The organism is Pseudomonas sp. T1.Ur (assembly GCF_023516725.1).
GTDB classification, from domain to species: domain Bacteria; phylum Pseudomonadota; class Gammaproteobacteria; order Pseudomonadales; family Pseudomonadaceae; genus Aquipseudomonas; species Aquipseudomonas alvandae.
Map to the genome: position 1 here is coordinate 1,409,222 of NZ_JAMGSN010000001.1, position 16,609 is coordinate 1,425,830.

Annotated in this window: 12 protein-coding genes; 10 read left to right on the forward strand and 2 right to left on the reverse strand. The window is 62.5% G+C overall.

Annotation, left to right across the window (positions count from 1 at the left end):
• Positions 1-3: 3 nt before the first annotated feature.
• Positions 4-456 (forward strand): Hsp20 family protein, encoded by a 453-nt coding sequence (locus M8Q45_RS06365; protein WP_030142036.1) that lies wholly within the window; start codon positions 4-6, stop codon positions 454-456.
• 230 nt (positions 457-686) lie between these two features.
• Here the strand turns inward: M8Q45_RS06365 and M8Q45_RS06370 are convergent, their stop codons facing one another.
• Positions 687-3,965, reverse strand: coding sequence for an EAL domain-containing protein (locus M8Q45_RS06370; RefSeq protein WP_249873981.1), 3,279 nt, complete (start codon positions 3,963-3,965; stop codon positions 687-689).
• Positions 3,966-4,032: 67 nt separating this feature from the next.
• Positions 4,033-4,923, reverse strand: coding sequence for a LysR family transcriptional regulator (locus M8Q45_RS06375; RefSeq protein ID WP_249873982.1), 891 nt, complete (start codon positions 4,921-4,923; stop codon positions 4,033-4,035).
• A 157-nt stretch (positions 4,924-5,080) separates the two neighbouring features.
• Between M8Q45_RS06375 and leuC the strand changes: the two genes are divergently transcribed.
• The 9 genes from leuC to M8Q45_RS06420 all read left to right on the forward strand — a co-directional run bounded on the left by leuC (position 5,081) and on the right by M8Q45_RS06420 (position 16,357).
• A complete protein-coding gene (leuC, locus tag M8Q45_RS06380) occupies positions 5,081-6,499 on the forward strand; it encodes a 3-isopropylmalate dehydratase large subunit (protein WP_003203866.1) in 1,419 nt (472 codons plus the stop codon).
• An 11-nt stretch (positions 6,500-6,510) separates the two neighbouring features.
• Positions 6,511-7,155: a 3-isopropylmalate dehydratase small subunit gene (leuD, locus tag M8Q45_RS06385; protein WP_030142033.1), complete on the forward strand. Its 645-nt coding sequence runs from the start codon at positions 6,511-6,513 to the stop codon at positions 7,153-7,155.
• A gap of 156 nt (positions 7,156-7,311) precedes the next feature.
• On the forward strand, positions 7,312-8,076 hold the full coding sequence (locus M8Q45_RS06390; protein WP_181289106.1) for a class I SAM-dependent methyltransferase: 765 nt from the start codon (positions 7,312-7,314) through the stop codon (positions 8,074-8,076).
• Positions 8,077-8,133: 57 nt separating this feature from the next.
• Positions 8,134-9,216 carry a 3-isopropylmalate dehydrogenase gene (gene leuB / locus M8Q45_RS06395; protein ID WP_063320312.1) on the forward strand — a complete coding sequence of 361 codons (1,083 nt, stop codon included), beginning with the start codon at positions 8,134-8,136 and terminating at the stop codon, positions 9,214-9,216.
• A gap of 54 nt (positions 9,217-9,270) precedes the next feature.
• Positions 9,271-10,383: an aspartate-semialdehyde dehydrogenase gene (asd, locus tag M8Q45_RS06400; protein ID WP_053185893.1), complete on the forward strand. Its 1,113-nt coding sequence runs from the start codon at positions 9,271-9,273 to the stop codon at positions 10,381-10,383.
• Positions 10,384-10,645: 262 nt separating this feature from the next.
• Entirely contained in the window at positions 10,646-11,656 is a 1,011-nt protein-coding gene (locus M8Q45_RS06405) for an aspartate-semialdehyde dehydrogenase (protein WP_249873983.1), read from the forward strand.
• A 211-nt stretch (positions 11,657-11,867) separates the two neighbouring features.
• A complete protein-coding gene (locus M8Q45_RS06410) occupies positions 11,868-14,459 on the forward strand; it encodes a FimV/HubP family polar landmark protein (protein WP_249873984.1) in 2,592 nt (863 codons plus the stop codon).
• A 377-nt stretch (positions 14,460-14,836) separates the two neighbouring features.
• Complete coding sequence (truA, locus tag M8Q45_RS06415) at positions 14,837-15,661, forward strand: tRNA pseudouridine(38-40) synthase TruA (RefSeq protein ID WP_030142027.1); 825 nt, start codon at positions 14,837-14,839, stop codon at positions 15,659-15,661.
• A gap of 63 nt (positions 15,662-15,724) precedes the next feature.
• Complete coding sequence (locus tag M8Q45_RS06420; RefSeq protein ID WP_249873985.1) at positions 15,725-16,357, forward strand: phosphoribosylanthranilate isomerase; 633 nt, start codon at positions 15,725-15,727, stop codon at positions 16,355-16,357.
• Positions 16,358-16,609 lie beyond the last annotated feature (252 nt).

Sequence of the window (16,609 nt, forward strand, 5' to 3'; positions counted from 1 at the left end):
ATCATGAGTACTGCATTTTCGCTGGCCCCTCTGTTCCGTTCCTCGGTGGGCTTCGACCGTTTCAACGACCTGTTCGAAACCGCACTGCGCAACGAGCCGGGCAGCAGCTATCCACCCTACAACGTGGAAAAACATGGCGATGACGAATACCGCATCGTAGTCGCCGCCGCCGGGTTCCGGGAAGAAGACCTGGACCTGCAAGTGGAGAAAGGTGTGCTGACCATCAGTGGCGGCAAGCGCGAGGCCAGCAACGACAGCGTGACCTTCCTGCACCAGGGCATCGCCCAGCGTGCGTTCAAGCTGTCCTTCCGGTTGGCGGATCATATCGAGATCAAATCCGCCGGCCTGAGCAACGGTCTGTTGAGCATCGACCTGTTGCGCGTGGTACCGGAAGAGGCGAAAGCCAAGCGCATCCCGATCAATGGTGCGCAGCAGAAACCTGCGCTGGAGAATTGATCCATCGCTGTTGAAGAAGGGCGCCGAAATGGCGCCCTTTTTCATTTTTGAGATCGGTGGAAGATTAATTGTGGCGAGGGGATTTATCCCCGCTGGGCTGCGAAGCGGCCCCAAAAAAGAACAGGCGACGCTGTTTATCCTGACACACCGAGGCGACGGCTTTAGGGCTGCTTCGCAGCCCAACGGGGATAAATCCCCTCGCCACAAGGGTTCCCCGCCGCGTTTCCATGTTAGGGCAACAACCGCTCAAACGCCTCCAACGGCAACGGTCGGCTGTGCAGATAACCCTGGTACAAATGACAATCGAGCCCTTGCAGGAACTGCAGTTGCTCCAAGGTCTCCACGCCTTCGGCAATCATCACCAGGTTGAGGCTGCGGGCCATGGCGACGATAGCGCGGATGATTTCGGCGTCGTTCGGGTCGCTGGTGGCGTCCCGCACGAATGACTGGTCGATTTTCAATGTGTCGACCGGTAGGCGCTTGAGGTACGTCAGCGACGAATAACCGGTGCCAAAGTCATCCATGGCGAAACTCACTCCGAGCTTCTTGAGCCGGCGCATCTTGGCGATGGTGTCGTCCAGGTTCTGGATCACGATGCCTTCGGTGATTTCCAGTTTCAACATGCCACACGGCAGGCCGTGGTGGGCGAGGCTGTTTTCGATGCGTTCGACGAAGTCGCTCTGGCGAAATTGCCGTGGGCTGATGTTCACGCACAGGCTGAATTGCTGCGGATCGACCTTGCCCTTGGCAATCAGTTGCCTGAAGCCATCGCAGGCTTCATCGAGGATCCAGGTCCCGACCTCCAGGATCAGCCCGCTGTCCTCCAGGACCTTGATGAACTCGTTGGGCGACTGGGCGCCCAGGTCCGGGTGATGCCAGCGCACCAGGGCTTCGGCACCGATGATGCGGTTGTCCCGGGCGTCGACCTGGGGTTGGAAATGCACGCTGAACTCATTGCGGGCCAAGGCCTGGCGCAGGTCGGTTTCCATGCGCAACCGTTCGCTGGCGGCTTTTTGCATCGTGGTGTGAAACATCTGCGAGGTGTTGCGTCCCGAATCCTTGGCGCGGTACAGGGCGATGTCGGCGCGCTTGAGCAGGTCGGTGGGCGTCGAGCCATGGTCCGGAATCAGTGCCATGCCGATGCTTGGCGTGACTTGCAGCCGTTGACCGTCAAGGAACATCGGCTCGGAAAGCAGTTCGCGCAGGGTATCGGCGAGGTTCTGCACCTGTTGGCTGACGGCACCGCGCGTCCCCTCCAGACCGCTGAGCAACACCACGAACTCATCGCCGCCCAACCGCGCCACCGTGTCTTCGAGGCGCACGCTGGCTTCGAGGCGAGCGGTGATGATCTTCAGCACCGTGTCGCCCACCGGATGACCGAGCGAGTCGTTGATGTGCTTGAAGTGGTCCAGGTCGAGGAACAGCAAGGCCCCGCGCAGATTGTGGCGCTTGAGCAAGGCGATCTGCTGGCTCAATCGGTCCATCAACAGCGCCCGGTTGGGCAGGTTGGTCAGGGAATCGTGGTAGGCCAGGTGGCGGATCTGTGCTTCGGCGTTGCGCAGCAGGCTCACGTCCCGGGCGGTCAGCAGCAGGCAAGCCTTCTCGTTGAGTGTAATAGGTTCGACCGACACCTCCACCGTGAGGATTTCCCCGCGCTTGTTGCGCCCGAGCATTTCCTGGTGAAGAACGCGACCCTTGAGCTGCAGCTCCGCCAGCAAGGCTGCGCGCTGTTTCTCCTCGGCCCAGATGCCGACTTCGTAGACCGTATGCCCAATCACCTCGTCAGCGCGATAGCCGGTCAGGCGACAGAAGCCGTCGTTGACCTCCAGGTAGCGGCCGCTCTCGAATTCGGTGATGGTGATGGCGTCCGGGCTGGAGTGGAATGCCTTGGCGAACTTTTCCTCGCTGGCCTTGAGCGCCGCTTCGGAGCGTTGCTGCTGGGTGATGTCCCTCAGGGTGGTGACGATGCAGGGCTGGTTGCCGACGTTGATCTGGCGGCTGGAGATGACGCAGGTCAGCGGCTGGCCATTCTTGTGATAGACCACCACGGCGACATTGCTCAGCGATTGTTCGCGAATCACTCGTTCGATGCGTTGCAGGCTGCTGCCCGAGGCGTCCCACAGGCCAATCTCGTCGGCACTGCGACCGAGCACGTCGCTGGCAGCCCAGCCGAAGGTCTGGGTGAAGCTGGAGTTGATTTCGATAAACCGGCCATCGTCCTGGTGGGTGACGCAGATCGGATCGGGGCTGACCTGGAACAGCGTGGCGAATTTCTCTTCCGAGGCCGCCAGGCTCTGTTCGCGCTCCACCTGGTCGGTGATGTCGAGCAAGGTGCCGGCCATGCGCAGGGGGCTGCCGTCGTCGTTGCGGTAGAGGCGGGCACGGCTTTCCAGGTAGCGCGAGCTGCCGTCCGGCAGTTGCACGCGGTAGGTCAGTTGATAGTTGCCCGCCGGGCCTTCGCGCAGGCTGCGGTAGGCGTTGCGCATGTTGTTGCGTTCTTCGGTGGGCACGCCCTCGAAAAACGCATCGAACGATTCGTGGAACGCCTTGGGCTCCAGGCCATGGAGCTGTGCCGCCCGGGCCGAGCCGTAGAGCATGCCGCTGGGAATGTGCCAGTCCCAAGTCCCCAGTTGCGCCGAGTCGAGGGCCAGGTCGAGGCGCTCCTGGCTGTCCTTGAGAGCCTGTTCGGCGAGTTTGCGCTCGGTGGTGTCGAGGAACGTGCTGAGCAGGTAAGGCTGGCCTTCAAGCTCGACCTTCTGGGCGCTGAGAATGCCGTTGTGGATCTGGCCGTTACTGGCGCGGAATTCCACTTCCATGCTGATCAGCTCGCCCTTGGCCTTGGTCGCTTCCACCAGTCTCGCTCTCTGCGAGGGATCAACCCACAAACCCAGTTCCAGGGTGGTACGGCCGATCACATCATGCACCGGCCAGCCGAACAGGCTTTCGAAATATTGGTTGGCCTCGCTGATCAGCCCGTCCTCCTGGCGGGTGAGCAGGACCATGTTCGGGCACAGGTGAAAAAGCGTGGCGAAGCGCTTTTCCGAGCTGCGCAGCGCTTGTTCCCGTTCGCGCTGGTGGGTGATTTCCCGAATGACCCCGATCATGCGCGGCCGGCCGTGCTTGTCGGGCAGTACGCTGCCGCTGATTTCCAGCCAGTGCAGGCTGCCGTCGGGCCAGACGATGCGGTGGTGCATCGCCTGTTCAAGCGGTGCACCGGCCACCGCCGCGTGAAATGCGCGCACGGCCCTGGCCCGGTCTTCAGGCAGCAGCAGGTCGAGGTAATCCACGTCCGCCGGCAACGGCTGGCGCGGATCGAAGCCGAACAATGCCTGGGTGCCCCGCGACCAACTGATCTGCCCGGTATCGATGTCCCACGACCAAGCCCCCAGCCGCGCTCCGTTCAGGGCGGCCAGCAACTGTGGCGCGCTATCCCAGCTTTGCTCGGACCGTTTCGGGTCCAGCGCCTGGATACGCGGCAGGGGCGGGATATGGTCAGCGGGTTTGGGCATTCTCTAGCGGGCCTTGGGCAGATGGGCATTATGCGCAGGCGTAGTGGCCCTATAGGAGTAGCACAACTTATGCCCTTGTCCCTGGCAGATCGATTTGTGCGTCCAATAGAGCCATGAAGGCCCGCGCGGCGTTCGACAGCGTCCGTTCGGTGTGCAGGATATAGCCTAGCTGGCGACTGAGCTGTATGCCCGGCAAAGGAATGCGCGCTACCTGCTCATCGAGCATGGTGCGGGGCAAAACGCTCCAGGCCAGGCCGATGGAGACCATCATCTTTATGGTTTCCAGATAATTCGTGCTCATGGCGATGTTCGGCGTCAGGCCCTGGGCTTCGAACAATCGCCGCACGATGTGATGAGTGAAGGTATTGCCGCCCGGGAAGACTGCTGGGTGCAAGGCAATGTCCGCCAGGCTCACCGCGCCGTTTTCCAGTAGCGCATGCTCCGGGGCCACGACGAAATCCAGCGGGTCGTCCCATACCGGCTTGGCGCTTACCAAGGCGTGGGGATCGGGGGCGAGGGTGATGACGGCCAGTTCCGCCCGGCCATGGAGGATTTCTTCGTAGGCCACTTCCGAATCCAGGAACTGAATATCCAGGGCCACCTGTGGGTAGCGTCGGGTGAACTCCCTCAATAATGGCGGCAAGCGGTGCAGGCCGATGTGGTGGCTGGTGGCGAGGGTCAGGCGCCCGGTGACTTCACCGGTCAGGTTGGTCAAGGCGCGGCGAGTGTCGTCGAGTACGTTGAGGATCTGGTAGGCCCGCGGCAGCAGGGCCCGACCGGCTTCGGTCAGGCCGATTTCGCGGCCCAGTCGATCGAACAGGCGCACGTTGAGCTGCTGTTCCAGCCCGGCAATCCGCTTGCTGATGGCGGGTTGGGTCAGGTGTAGGCGTTCGCCGGCACCGGAGAAGCTGCCCGTCTCGGCGATGGCAATAAAGGCGTTGAGGTTGGCGAGGTCCATGGCCGTTTCAGTCGAATTCCTGTTGGTTATGCAAAGTATGAAAAATATGAATTTGAGTTATTTAATGTAGCCTCATAACATCAGCCTCACAAGCCAAGGGGTCATTGACCTGTTCAAGGCCCGGGGCATAGAAACAAGCTGATGAGGAAACCGTCTGATGGCCGGCAAAACGCTCTACGACAAGCTCTGGGATTCGCATTTGGTCAAGCAGCGCGACGATGGCTCGGCGCTGATCTACATCGACCGTCACATCATCCACGAAGTGACCTCGCCGCAAGCCTTCGAAGGCCTGCGCCTGGCCGGGCGCAAGCCGTGGCGCATCGATGCCAACATCGCGACCCCGGACCACAACGTACCGACCACGCCGGAGCGCAAGGGCGGCATCGAGGCGATTGCCGACCAGGTCTCGCGCCTGCAAGTCCAGACCCTCGACGACAACTGTGACGAATACGGCATCGTCGAATTCAAGATGAACGACGTGCGCCAAGGCATCGTCCACGTCATCGGCCCGGAGCAGGGCGCGACCTTGCCGGGCATGACCGTGGTCTGCGGCGACTCGCACACCTCGACCCACGGCGCATTCGGCGCCTTGGCCCACGGTATTGGTACGTCCGAGGTCGAGCACGTGCTCGCCACCCAGTGCCTGGTCGCCAAGAAAATGAAAAACATGCTGGTGCGCGTCGAGGGCAAACTGCCGTTCGGCGTGACCGCCAAGGACATCGTCCTGGCCGTGATCGGCAAGATCGGCACCGCTGGCGGTAACGGCCATGCCATCGAGTTCGCTGGCAGCGCGATCCGCGACTTGTCCGTCGAAGGCCGCATGACCATTTGCAACATGTCCATCGAGGCCGGTGCACGCGTCGGGCTGGTGGCCGCCGATGAAAAAACCGTGGAATACGTCAAGGGCCGTCCGTTCTCGCCAAAGGGCGCGGAATGGGACATGGCGGTCGAAGCCTGGAAAGACCTGGTGTCCGACGCCGATGCGAAGTTCGATACCGTGGTCGAGCTCGACGCGACGCAGATCAAGCCGCAGGTCAGCTGGGGCACGTCGCCGGAAATGGTCCTGGCCGTGGACCAGAACGTGCCGGATCCGGCCAAGGAAATGGACCTGGTCAAGCGCGACTCTATCGTCCGCGCCTTGAAATACATGGGCTTGAGCGCCAACCAGGCGATCACCGACATCCAGCTCGACCGCGTGTTCATCGGTTCCTGCACCAACTCGCGGATCGAAGACCTGCGCGCCGCCGCAGTCATCGCCAAGGGCCGCAAGGTCGCCTCGACCATCAAGCAGGCGATCGTGGTGCCAGGCTCGGGCCTGGTGAAGGCCCAGGCCGAAGCGGAAGGCCTGGACAAGATTTTCCTCGAAGCCGGTTTCGAATGGCGTGAGCCGGGGTGCTCGATGTGCCTGGCCATGAACCCGGACCGTTTGGAGTCGGGCGAGCATTGCGCTTCCACCTCCAACCGTAACTTCGAAGGCCGTCAAGGCGCCGGTGGCCGTACGCACCTGGTGAGCCCGGCGATGGCCGCCGCGGCGGCCGTGAATGGCCGTTTCGTCGACGTCCGCGAATTGATCTGAAGGAGCGCAGCATGAAAGCTTTTACCCAGCACACCGGTCTTGTCGCGCCTTTGGATCGTGCCAACGTCGACACTGACCAGATCATTCCCAAGCAGTTCTTGAAGTCCATCAAGCGCACCGGTTTCGGCCCGAACCTGTTCGACGAGTGGCGCTACCTGGATGTCGGCCAGCCGTACCAGGACAACTCCAAGCGTCCGCTGAACAAGGATTTCGTGCTCAACGCAGAGCGTTACCAGGGCGCCAGTGTGTTGCTGGCCCGGGAGAACTTCGGTTGCGGTTCGAGCCGCGAGCACGCGCCATGGGCCTTGGAAGAGTACGGCTTCCGCAGCATCATCGCGCCGAGCTACGCCGACATCTTCTTCAACAACAGCTTCAAGAACGGCTTGCTGCCGATCATCCTCAGCGACGCCGAAGTGGATGAGCTGTTCCAGCAGGTCGAGGCCAACCCTGGCTACCAGTTGCAGATCGACCTGGCGGCCCAGACCGTGACCCGTCCCGACGGCAAGGTACTGGGTTTCGAGATCGATGCGTTCCGCAAGCATTGCCTGCTCAACGGCCTGGATGACATCGGCCTGACCTTGCAGGACGGCGAGGCGATTGCCGCGTTCGAAGCCAAGCATCGGGCGAGCCAGCCTTGGTTGTTTCGTGATGCTTGATTGACCTGAGATCGATGTAGTCAGTGCGGGCCCCATCGCGAGCAAGCTCGCTCCCACAGGTGTTTTGTGAACACCGCAAATCCTCTGTGGGAGCGAGCTTGCTCGCGAAGGCGGCAGTACCGACACCACAAGGCTATACCCCAAAAGGAAGTCACCATGACCAGCACCGCCCACAGCCAAGTCGTACAAAAGCAATTCGGTGAACAGGCCTCGGCCTACCTGAGCAGTGCCGTGCACGCCCAGGGCGCTGAGTTCGCGCTGCTACAGGCTGCGTTGGCCGGTCGTGGCGATGCCCGTGTGCTGGACCTGGGCTGCGGCGCCGGCCATGTGAGTTTCCACGTGGCACCGCTGGCCGGTGAGGTGGTGGCGTACGATCTGTCGCAACAGATGTTGGATGTGGTGAGCGCCGCAGCTGCCGAGCGTGGCCTGGGCAATATCAGCACGGTCCGTGGCGCCGCCGAGCGGTTGCCGTTCGCCGACGGTGAGTTCGACTTCGTGTTCAGCCGTTATTCGGCGCATCATTGGAGCGATCTTGGCTTGGCGCTGCGAGAAGTGCGCCGGGTGCTCAAGCCGGGCGGGGTGATGGCGTTCATCGACATCCTGTCGCCGGGCACACCGTTGCTGGACACGTACCTGCAAAGCATCGAAGTGCTGCGCGACACCAGCCATGTGCGCGATTATTCGGCTGATGAGTGGTTGCGCCAGGTCAGCGAAGCGGGATTGCACACGCGCAGCACTTCGCGCCAGCGGCTGCGCCTGGAATACCAATCCTGGGTCGAGCGCATGCGCACCCCCGAGGTGATGCGTGCGGCGATTCTCGAGCTGCAGCGTTCGATGGGCGACGAAGTGCGTGAATATTTTCAGATTGAGGCCGATGGTTCGTTCAGTACGGATGTGCTGGTGCTGTGGGCCGAGCGATAGGATTTTTCCCGGCCAGCCCCAGCGGGTGGTGCCGAAAACCGAACAAACGAGGAAAGCATGAGCAAGCAGATTCTGATTCTCCCAGGTGATGGCATCGGCCCGGAAATCATGGCCGAGGCGGTCAAGGTCCTGGAACTGGCGAACGACAAGTACGGCCTGGGCTTCGAACTCAGCCACGACGTGATCGGTGGCGCGGCCATCGACAAGCACGGCGTGCCCCTGGCCGATGAAACCCTCGACCGTGCCCGTGCCGCCGATGCCGTGCTGCTGGGCGCCGTGGGCGGCCCGAAATGGGACAAGATCGAACGCGACATTCGCCCTGAACGCGGCCTGCTGAAAATTCGTGCGCAACTGGGCCTGTTCGGCAACCTTCGTCCGGCGATCCTGTACCCGCAACTGGCCGATGCCTCGAGCCTGAAGCCGGAAATCGTCTCCGGCCTGGACATTCTCATCGTGCGTGAGCTGACCGGCGGCATCTATTTCGGCGCCCCACGCGGCACCCGTGAGCTGGAAAACGGCGAGCGCCAGGCCTACGACACGCTGCCGTACAGCGAAAGCGAAATCCGCCGTATCGCTCGGGTCGGCTTCGACATGGCCCGCGTGCGGGGCAAGAAACTGTGCTCGGTGGACAAGGCCAACGTCCTGGCTTCCAGCCAGTTGTGGCGCGAAGTGGTCGAGCAGGTGGCCAAGGATTACCCGGACATCGAGCTGAGCCACATGTACGTCGACAACGCCGCGATGCAACTGGTCCGTGCGCCGAAGCAGTTCGACGTGATCGTCACCGACAACATGTTCGGCGACATCCTGTCCGACGAAGCGTCAATGCTCACCGGCTCCATCGGCATGCTGCCGTCGGCTTCGCTGGACGCCAACAACAAGGGCATGTACGAGCCGTGCCACGGCTCGGCACCGGACATCGCCGGGCAGGGCATTGCCAACCCGTTGGCGACCATCCTGTCGGTGTCGATGATGTTGCGCTACAGCTTCAACTTGAACGATGCCGCCGACGCGATCGAAAAAGCCGTCAGCGTGGTCCTGGACCAAGGCTTGCGCACCGGTGATATCTGGTCGCAAGGTTGTACCAAAGTCGGTACGCAGCAAATGGGCGATGCAGTAGTCGCCGCGCTGCGGAATCTGTAATCTTTCGGGCCCACCGCTTCGACGGTGGCCCACTTTTGTAAAGGTGTAGTTGCGATGAAACGTGTAGGTCTGATCGGTTGGCGCGGCATGGTCGGTTCCGTGCTCATGCAGCGAATGCTGGAAGAGCAGGATTTCGATCTCATTGAGCCGGTGTTTTTCACCACCTCCAACGTTGGTGGCCAGGGCCCGTCCGTGGGCAAGGACACCGGTGTGCTCAAGGATGCCTACAGCATCGAAGAGCTCAAGACCCTCGACGTGATCCTGACCTGCCAGGGCGGCGACTACACCAGCGAAGTCTTCCCCAAGCTGCGCGAAGCCGGCTGGCAGGGTTACTGGATCGACGCCGCTTCCAGCCTGCGCATGCAGGACGACGCGGTGATCATCCTCGACCCGGTGAATCGCAAGGTCATCGACCAGCAACTGGACGCGGGCACCAAGAACTACATCGGCGGCAACTGCACCGTCAGCCTGATGCTGATGGGCCTGGGTGGCTTGTTCGAAGCCGGCCTGGTGGAGTGGATGAGCGCCATGACCTACCAGGCGGCGTCCGGTGCCGGCGCGCAGAACATGCGTGAACTGATCAAGCAGATGGGCGCGACGCACGCCGCCGTCGCCGATGACCTGGCCAACCCGGCCAGCGCCATTCTCGACATTGACCGCAAGGTCGCCGAAGCGATGCGCAGCGATGCCTACCCGACCGAGAATTTCGGCGTGCCGCTGGCCGGCAGCCTGATCCCCTGGATCGACAAGGAACTGCCGAACGGCCAGAGCCGTGAAGAATGGAAGGCCCAGGCCGAGACCAACAAGATCCTCGGTCGCTTCAAGAGCCCGATCCCGGTGGACGGCATCTGCGTGCGCATCGGCGCCATGCGTTGCCACAGCCAGGCGCTGACCATCAAGCTGAACAAAGACGTGCCGATCGCCGACATCGAAGGCCTGATCAGCCAGCACAACCCTTGGGTCAAGCTGGTGCCGAACAATCGCGAAACCAGCATGCAGGAGCTGAGCCCGACCAAGGTTACCGGCACCCTGAATGTACCGGTGGGTCGCTTGCGCAAACTGAACATGGGGTCGCAATTCGTCGGTGCCTTCACCGTCGGCGACCAGCTGTTGTGGGGCGCGGCCGAGCCGCTGCGGCGCATGTTGCGGATCCTGCTCGAACGTTGATCGATTGCTGCTGTGAAAGAACCCGCACCTTGTGAGAGGTGCGGGTTTTTTATTGGAAGAGCCGCTTGAGGCATGTGGTGTCAGGGGCGGCCTCATCGCGAGCAAGCTCGCTCCCACATGGGATCTTCAGTGGCCGCAAGACTTGTGGGAGCGAGCTTGCTCGCGATGGGGCCAGCCCAGGCTCCGCAAATCCCTTGCCAATTGCCTGCCCACCCACCACCCGGTAAAGTGCCGCTCCCCACGTTTTACCTGAGGTAGACCCATGAGCCAGTCCTTTGATATTGCCGTGATCGGCGCCACCGGTACTGTCGGCGAAACCCTCGTCCAGATTCTCGAAGAGCGCGACTTCCCTATCGGCAACCTGCACCTGCTGGCGAGCAGCGAATCGGCGGGCAGCTCGGTGATGTTCCGTGGCAAAAACGTGCGGGTGCGCGAGGTCGATGAATTCGATTTCAGCAAAGTCCAACTGGCTTTTTTCGCGGCGGGGCCGGCGGTTACCTTGAGCTTCGCCCCGCGTGCCACCGCCGCCGGTTGCGCGCTGATCGACCTGTCCGGTGCGCTGCCGGCCGACCAGGCGCCGCAGATCGTGCCGGAGGCCAACCCGCAGGTGCTGGCCAACCTGCCCAGGCCCGTGCAGGTCAGCAGCCCCAGCCCCTCGGCCACGGTCCTGGCCGTGGCCCTGGCTCCGCTGCGCCAATGCCTGGATATACAGCGCGTGAGCCTGGCCGCCAGCCTGGCCGTATCGGCCCAAGGCCGCGTTGCGGTCACTGAGCTGGCGCGCCAGACGGCCGAGTTGCTCAATGCTCGTCCGCTCGAGCCGAAATTCTTCGACCGGCAAATGGCATTCAATCTGTTGGCCCAGGTGGGCACTCCCGATGAGCAGGGGCATACCCAGCTTGAAAGACGCCTGGTGAGTGAATTGCGCCAAGTGCTGGAGCGACCTTTGTTAAAGATTTCCGTCACTTGCATTCAAGCCCCGGTGTTTTTTGGCGATAGCTTTAGCGTGACCGTGGAGTCTGCCGGTCCTGTTGACTTGGCCAAGGTCAACGCAGCCCTGGAGGCGGCGCCTGGTATCGAGCTGGTGGAAGCGGGGGATTACCCGACCCCGGTAGGCGATGCGGTAGGGCAGGATGTGGTCTACATCGGTCGCGTGCGCGGCGGTATCGACGATCCGGCGGAACTAAATATGTGGCTGACGTCAGATAACGTGCGCAAGGGCGCGGCGCTCAATGCGGTGCAGGTGGCTGAGTTGTTGATAAAAGACCTGCTGTAAAAGATACTTGGCAACAATTTGTCGAATGATTCTAGCTGGGCGCTATGCTTGGCCAGAGTGCTGAAGGCGAACCTCCCTCCCGGGGACGCTTCCCCGGGCATGAGTGAAACGATCGCGCGCACCGTCGCTTCGGGGCTGCGCGCAATGCCTTACGGCAGCGGCATCAATACCTTCTCGCTGGCCGAGGAATGTTCAAACAAAGGAAGAGGCTATGGTTCAAGTTCGCAAACTGGTGTTAGCAATAGCGGCCGCCTCGGCGCTGTCCTCCGGTATGGCGCATGCGCTCGGGCTCGGGGAGTTGACCCTGAAATCGCCGCCGAACCAGCCTCTGGTGGCCGAAATCGAACTGCTCGATGTCCAGCAACTGACCGCCGCCGAAGTCGTGCCGAGCCTGGCCCCACCCGAAGAATTCGCCAAGGCGGGCATTGATCGCCAAGCCTTTCTCAACGATTTGAGCTTCACCCCGGTGATCAACGCCAACGGCAAGAGCGTCCTGCGCGTTACGTCCAGCCGGCCCGTGTCCGAGCCGATGGTCAAGTTCCTCGTGCAAGTGATGTGGCCCAACGGCCGCTTGCTGCGCGACTACAGCGTACTGCTCGATCCGTCCAAATTCTCGCCGCAGGCCGCCGATGCCGCCCGGGCGAAACCGTCCCAAGCGGTCTCCACGCCGGTCACTGGCGCGACCAAGCCGTCCCAGTACACCACCACGCCGCGCGACACCCTGTGGGAAATCGCCGCCAAGGTGCGCAACGGTGGGTCGGTCCAGCAGACCATGCTGGCGATCCAGGCGTTGAACCCGAATGCTTTCATCAATGGCAACATCAATCTGCTAAAGACTGGCCAGGTATTGCGCCTGCCCGACCCGGTGCAGAGCACTGCGCTGCCGCAACCCCAGGCGATCGCCGAAGTGGCGGCCCAGAATGCCGCTTGGCGCCAGGGCCGTCGGGGCGTGGCGGGTAACGGCCGGCAACAGTTGGATGCCACCAGGCGTGGCGGCCAGGACGGTGCGCCGGCCCAGGCCGCCGGTCGCGATAACCTGAGCCTGGTTTCCGCCGAGTCGGCGAAGGCGGGCGGCAAGGGCAAGGGGGCTGCGGGCGATGCCCAGGCGCTGAGCAACAAGCTTGCCGTGACCCAGGAAAGCCTCGATTCGGCTCGTCGCGACAACGAAGAACTGAAAAGTCGCATGGCGGATTTGCAGAGCCAGTTGGATAAGCTGCAGCGTCTGATCGAGCTGAAGAACAATCAACTGGCCAAGATGCAGGCCGAAGGCGCCGCTGTCCCGCCTGCGGGCGGATCGACCCCGGCGATGTCGGCAGAACTGACGCCCGCACCGTCGTCACAAGCACCGGCAACCGCGCCACCCGCGACTCCCGAGGCGGCTCCTGAAGCGACGACCCCACCGGCCACGCCGGTCGAGCCGACGCCGGCGGCTTCCGATGAGAAAAAATACAACGACCTGCTGACCAACCCGATCCTGCTGGGGTTGATTGGCGGCGGTGCGTTGGTCCTGTTGCTGCTGCTATTGCTGCTTGCGCGTCGCCGCAAGGCCCAGCAGGAAGCCGAGAAACATTTGCGCATGGCCCGAGCCCTCGAGGAGGAGGCCGACTTCTCCCCGGAGCTCGATCTGCCCCCGAGCAGCTTCGAGGGCATTGAGGTCCCACCACCCAGCGTAAAACTCGAACCCAAGCCAGCCCCGGCACCGGCACCGAAGCCAGCCCCGGTGGTCGCGCCCGTGGTCGTCACGCCACCGATCGCCGCGCCGCTGGTGGCCCCGGCCGCCGACCGTTCCGACGATGTGTTGCCCCAGGCACAATCCCACATCGACCGTGGTCGCTTGAACCAGGCGGCTGACCTGCTTGAGCAAGGCATCAAGGCCGAGCCTCAGCGCAGCGACCTGCGTTTGAAACTGATGGAAGTCTACGGCCAGCAGGGCGACCGCGATGCGTTCATCGCCCAGGAGCGCCAATTGGTCGCCAATGGCGAGAACTATGCCCAGGTGGAACAGCTCAAGAGCCGTTTCCCGGCCATGGTCGTTGCCGCCTCGGCTGGCCTGGCTGCAGCGGCCGTGGCCGCCGAGCTGGACGCGCAGTACGTCAAGGACCTGCTGGAAGACAAGCCGGCAACCGATGAAGAACTCGACAGCGCCTTCGACCTGAGCCTGGATGACCTGGACACAACTCCGACCGCCCCGGCACCCGAGCCGCTGGCCGAGCTGGACGCGTTTCCGGAAGACGACGACCTGAGTTTCGAATCGGTGCTCAAGCAGCAGACCCAAGCCAATGAAAGCCTGGACGATCTGCCGGAGTTCGACCTGGACCTGGGGGCCGATGCTCCGGCACCGGCCCTGGCCGACGAAGATTTCCTGCTGGACCTGGATGACGACCTCAAGGGGCTGGACGTTCCAGCAGAGCAAACGCCGCTCCTGGACGATACGCCGTCTGACGATCTTGAGCTGCCGGCGGATTTCGACCTGTCCCTGGCCGACGAGATGGATGCCCATGAGCAGCCAAAGGATGCCTTCGAATCCGAGCTGGACGATGTCAACGCCGAGCTGGACCGGCTCTCCGACAGCCTGGCCCAGCCAACCTTCACGGCTGAAGATGCCCTGGCGACCGCCGACGACGAGCCGGACTTCGATTTCCTCAGTGGCACCGACGAAGTCGCGACCAAACTCGATCTGGCCCAGGCCTATATCGACATGGGCGACAACGATGGTGCGCGGGATATCCTTGGCGAAGTCCTCAGTGAAGGCGATGCGACCCAGCAGAGCGAAGCGAAGGAGATGTTGTCGCGACTGGCGTGAGTCGGCAGTAAAACTAAAAACGGCAGCCGGTGAGGCTGCCGTTTTTGTTTGCGGGCAGTTCACGCGGCTGTTGTGGCGAGGGGGCAAGCTCCCGCCAGTCTCTGTAGGAGCTGGCGAAGGCTCGGGCCGCGTTCGGACGATCTTTTGATCTTTTGATCTTTCGCTTGAGATTCAAATATTTCGGAAAGATCGCAGCTTCGTTTCACTCAGCAGCTCCTACGCAGCGCCTACAGAGCCTGGCGGGAGCAAGAGCCAGTCGTTCCAACCCGGGATCATCGTTGCACTGGCATCCCTCCGCACCCGCTTTATAATGCCCGCCTTTGCGTACCTCAGCAGGCTGTAATTCCTTGGCAAACATAGACAACCCGGCCGCCGAAATGGCGGCCGACGGCTTTTTCCGAATCGCCTTGGGCGTTGAATACAAAGGCTCTCGCTATCGCGGCTGGCAGCGTCAGGCCTCCGGTGTCTTGACGGTGCAGGAAACCCTCGAGAATGCGCTGTCCAAAGTCGCCGATTCGCCCGTGTCGCTGCATTGCGCTGGCCGTACCGATGCCGGCGTGCACGCTTGCGGCCAGGTGGTGCATTTCGACACCCAGGTCGAGCGCTCGATGAAGGCCTGGGTCATGGGCGCGAACATCAACCTGCCGCACGATGTCAGCGTCAGCTGGGCGAAGGTGATGCCGGCGCATTTCCATGCGCGCTTCAAGGCCATCGCCCGACGCTATCGCTACGTCATCTACAACGATCAGATCCGCCCGGCGCACCTGAACGAGGAGATCACCTGGAATCACCGTCCGCTGGACGTCGAGCGCATGGCCGAGGCTGCGCAATACCTGGTGGGTGTGCATGACTTCAGCGCCTTCCGTGCCGGCCAATGCCAGGCCAAGTCGCCGATCAAGGAGTTGCATCACCTGCGCGTGACCCGTCACGGCAAGATGATCGTGCTCGACATCCGCGCCAGCGCGTTCCTGCACCACATGGTGCGCAACATTGCCGGCGTGCTGATGACCATCGGTGCCGGCGAGCGGCCGGTGGAATGGGTCAAGGAAGTGCTCGACAGTCGCATTCGCCGTTCCGGCGGCGTGACGGCTCACCCGTTCGGCCTGTACCTGGTGCAGGTCGAATACCGTGACGAGTTCGAGCTGCCGGAGCGTTACATCGGGCCACATTTCCTCACGGGCTTCTCGGAACTCGACGGCTGACGCCCTTCGTTGCATTTGTTACCATCCGGGACTTTCACGGATTTGCCTGAGGTTTTAACCACCATGCCGGTCGTTCGCAGCAAGATATGCGGAATCACCCGGGTCGAAGACGCGCTGGCGGCGGTCGAGGCCGGTGCGGACGCCATCGGGCTGGTGTTCTACGCCAAGAGCCCGCGGGCGGTGACGGTGCAGCAGGCGAGGGCGATCATCCAGGCCCTGCCACCGTTCGTGACCCCGGTGGGGTTGTTCGTCAATGCCAGCCGTTGCGAGCTGGGCGAAATACTCGATGCAGTTTCGTTGGGCCTCTTGCAGTTCCACGGTGACGAGGCCCCGGCTGACTGTGAAGGCTGGCATCGTCCGTACATCAAGGCGTTGCGGGTCAAGGCGGGCGATGACATCGCGGCCAGCTGTGCAACCTTCGCCAGTGCCAGCGGTATCTTGCTGGACACCTATGTGGAGGGGGTTCCAGGAGGGACCGGCGAAGCCTTCGATTGGTCGCTGGTGCCGCAGGGCTTGAGCAAGCCGATCATCCTGGCCGGTGGCCTGACGGCGGAAAATGTCGGCGAGGCCATGATGCGGGTTCGCCCTTATGCGGTGGACGTCAGCGGCGGAGTGGAGCAGGCCAGGGGCATCAAGGACCCGGCGAAGATCCGGGCGTTCATGGCGGCTGTGCGCAGCAGCCAATCGTCAATGTGACGGCTGGCAGACTGCCGCCGTCCATACCTGCACTGTACAAAGCAGGCAGGCGCCGCCTCCGGGTGGGCCGATAGGGTAGTGGCAATCGCGGTGCAGCGGTTGTCGGGAATGGCAGGGATGGTTGAGCTGGGCGCAGGTCATGTTTCGCGCTGACCGCGGTGGTTCCTCGATCCTCGCCGCACAATGAATTTAAGCTCAAGGGCATACGCGGGGCCGCGAACCAGAGCGTTCGGGCCGCCGGTACTGGAGAAA

Bases quoted from the DNA above. Each gene is read 5' to 3' on its own strand.
- M8Q45_RS06405 (WP_249873983.1), top strand. From the start codon at position 10,646: ATGAGCCAGTCCTTTGATATTGCCGTGATCGGCGCCACCGGTACTGTC.
- M8Q45_RS06420 (WP_249873985.1), top strand. From the start codon at position 15,725: ATGCCGGTCGTTCGCAGCAAGATATGCGGAATCACCCGGGTCGAAGAC.
- M8Q45_RS06390 (WP_181289106.1), top strand. From the start codon at position 7,312: ATGACCAGCACCGCCCACAGCCAAGTCGTACAAAAGCAATTCGGTGAA.
- leuC (WP_003203866.1), top strand. From the start codon at position 5,081: ATGGCCGGCAAAACGCTCTACGACAAGCTCTGGGATTCGCATTTGGTC.
- asd (WP_053185893.1), top strand. From the start codon at position 9,271: ATGAAACGTGTAGGTCTGATCGGTTGGCGCGGCATGGTCGGTTCCGTG.
- M8Q45_RS06365 (WP_030142036.1), top strand. From the start codon at position 4: ATGAGTACTGCATTTTCGCTGGCCCCTCTGTTCCGTTCCTCGGTGGGC.
- leuB (WP_063320312.1), top strand. From the start codon at position 8,134: ATGAGCAAGCAGATTCTGATTCTCCCAGGTGATGGCATCGGCCCGGAA.
- truA (WP_030142027.1), top strand. From the start codon at position 14,837: ATGGCGGCCGACGGCTTTTTCCGAATCGCCTTGGGCGTTGAATACAAA.
- M8Q45_RS06370 (WP_249873981.1), bottom strand. From the start codon at position 3,965: ATGCCCAAACCCGCTGACCATATCCCGCCCCTGCCGCGTATCCAGGCG.
- M8Q45_RS06375 (WP_249873982.1), bottom strand. From the start codon at position 4,923: ATGGACCTCGCCAACCTCAACGCCTTTATTGCCATCGCCGAGACGGGC.
- M8Q45_RS06410 (WP_249873984.1), top strand. From the start codon at position 11,868: ATGGTTCAAGTTCGCAAACTGGTGTTAGCAATAGCGGCCGCCTCGGCG.
- leuD (WP_030142033.1), top strand. From the start codon at position 6,511: ATGAAAGCTTTTACCCAGCACACCGGTCTTGTCGCGCCTTTGGATCGT.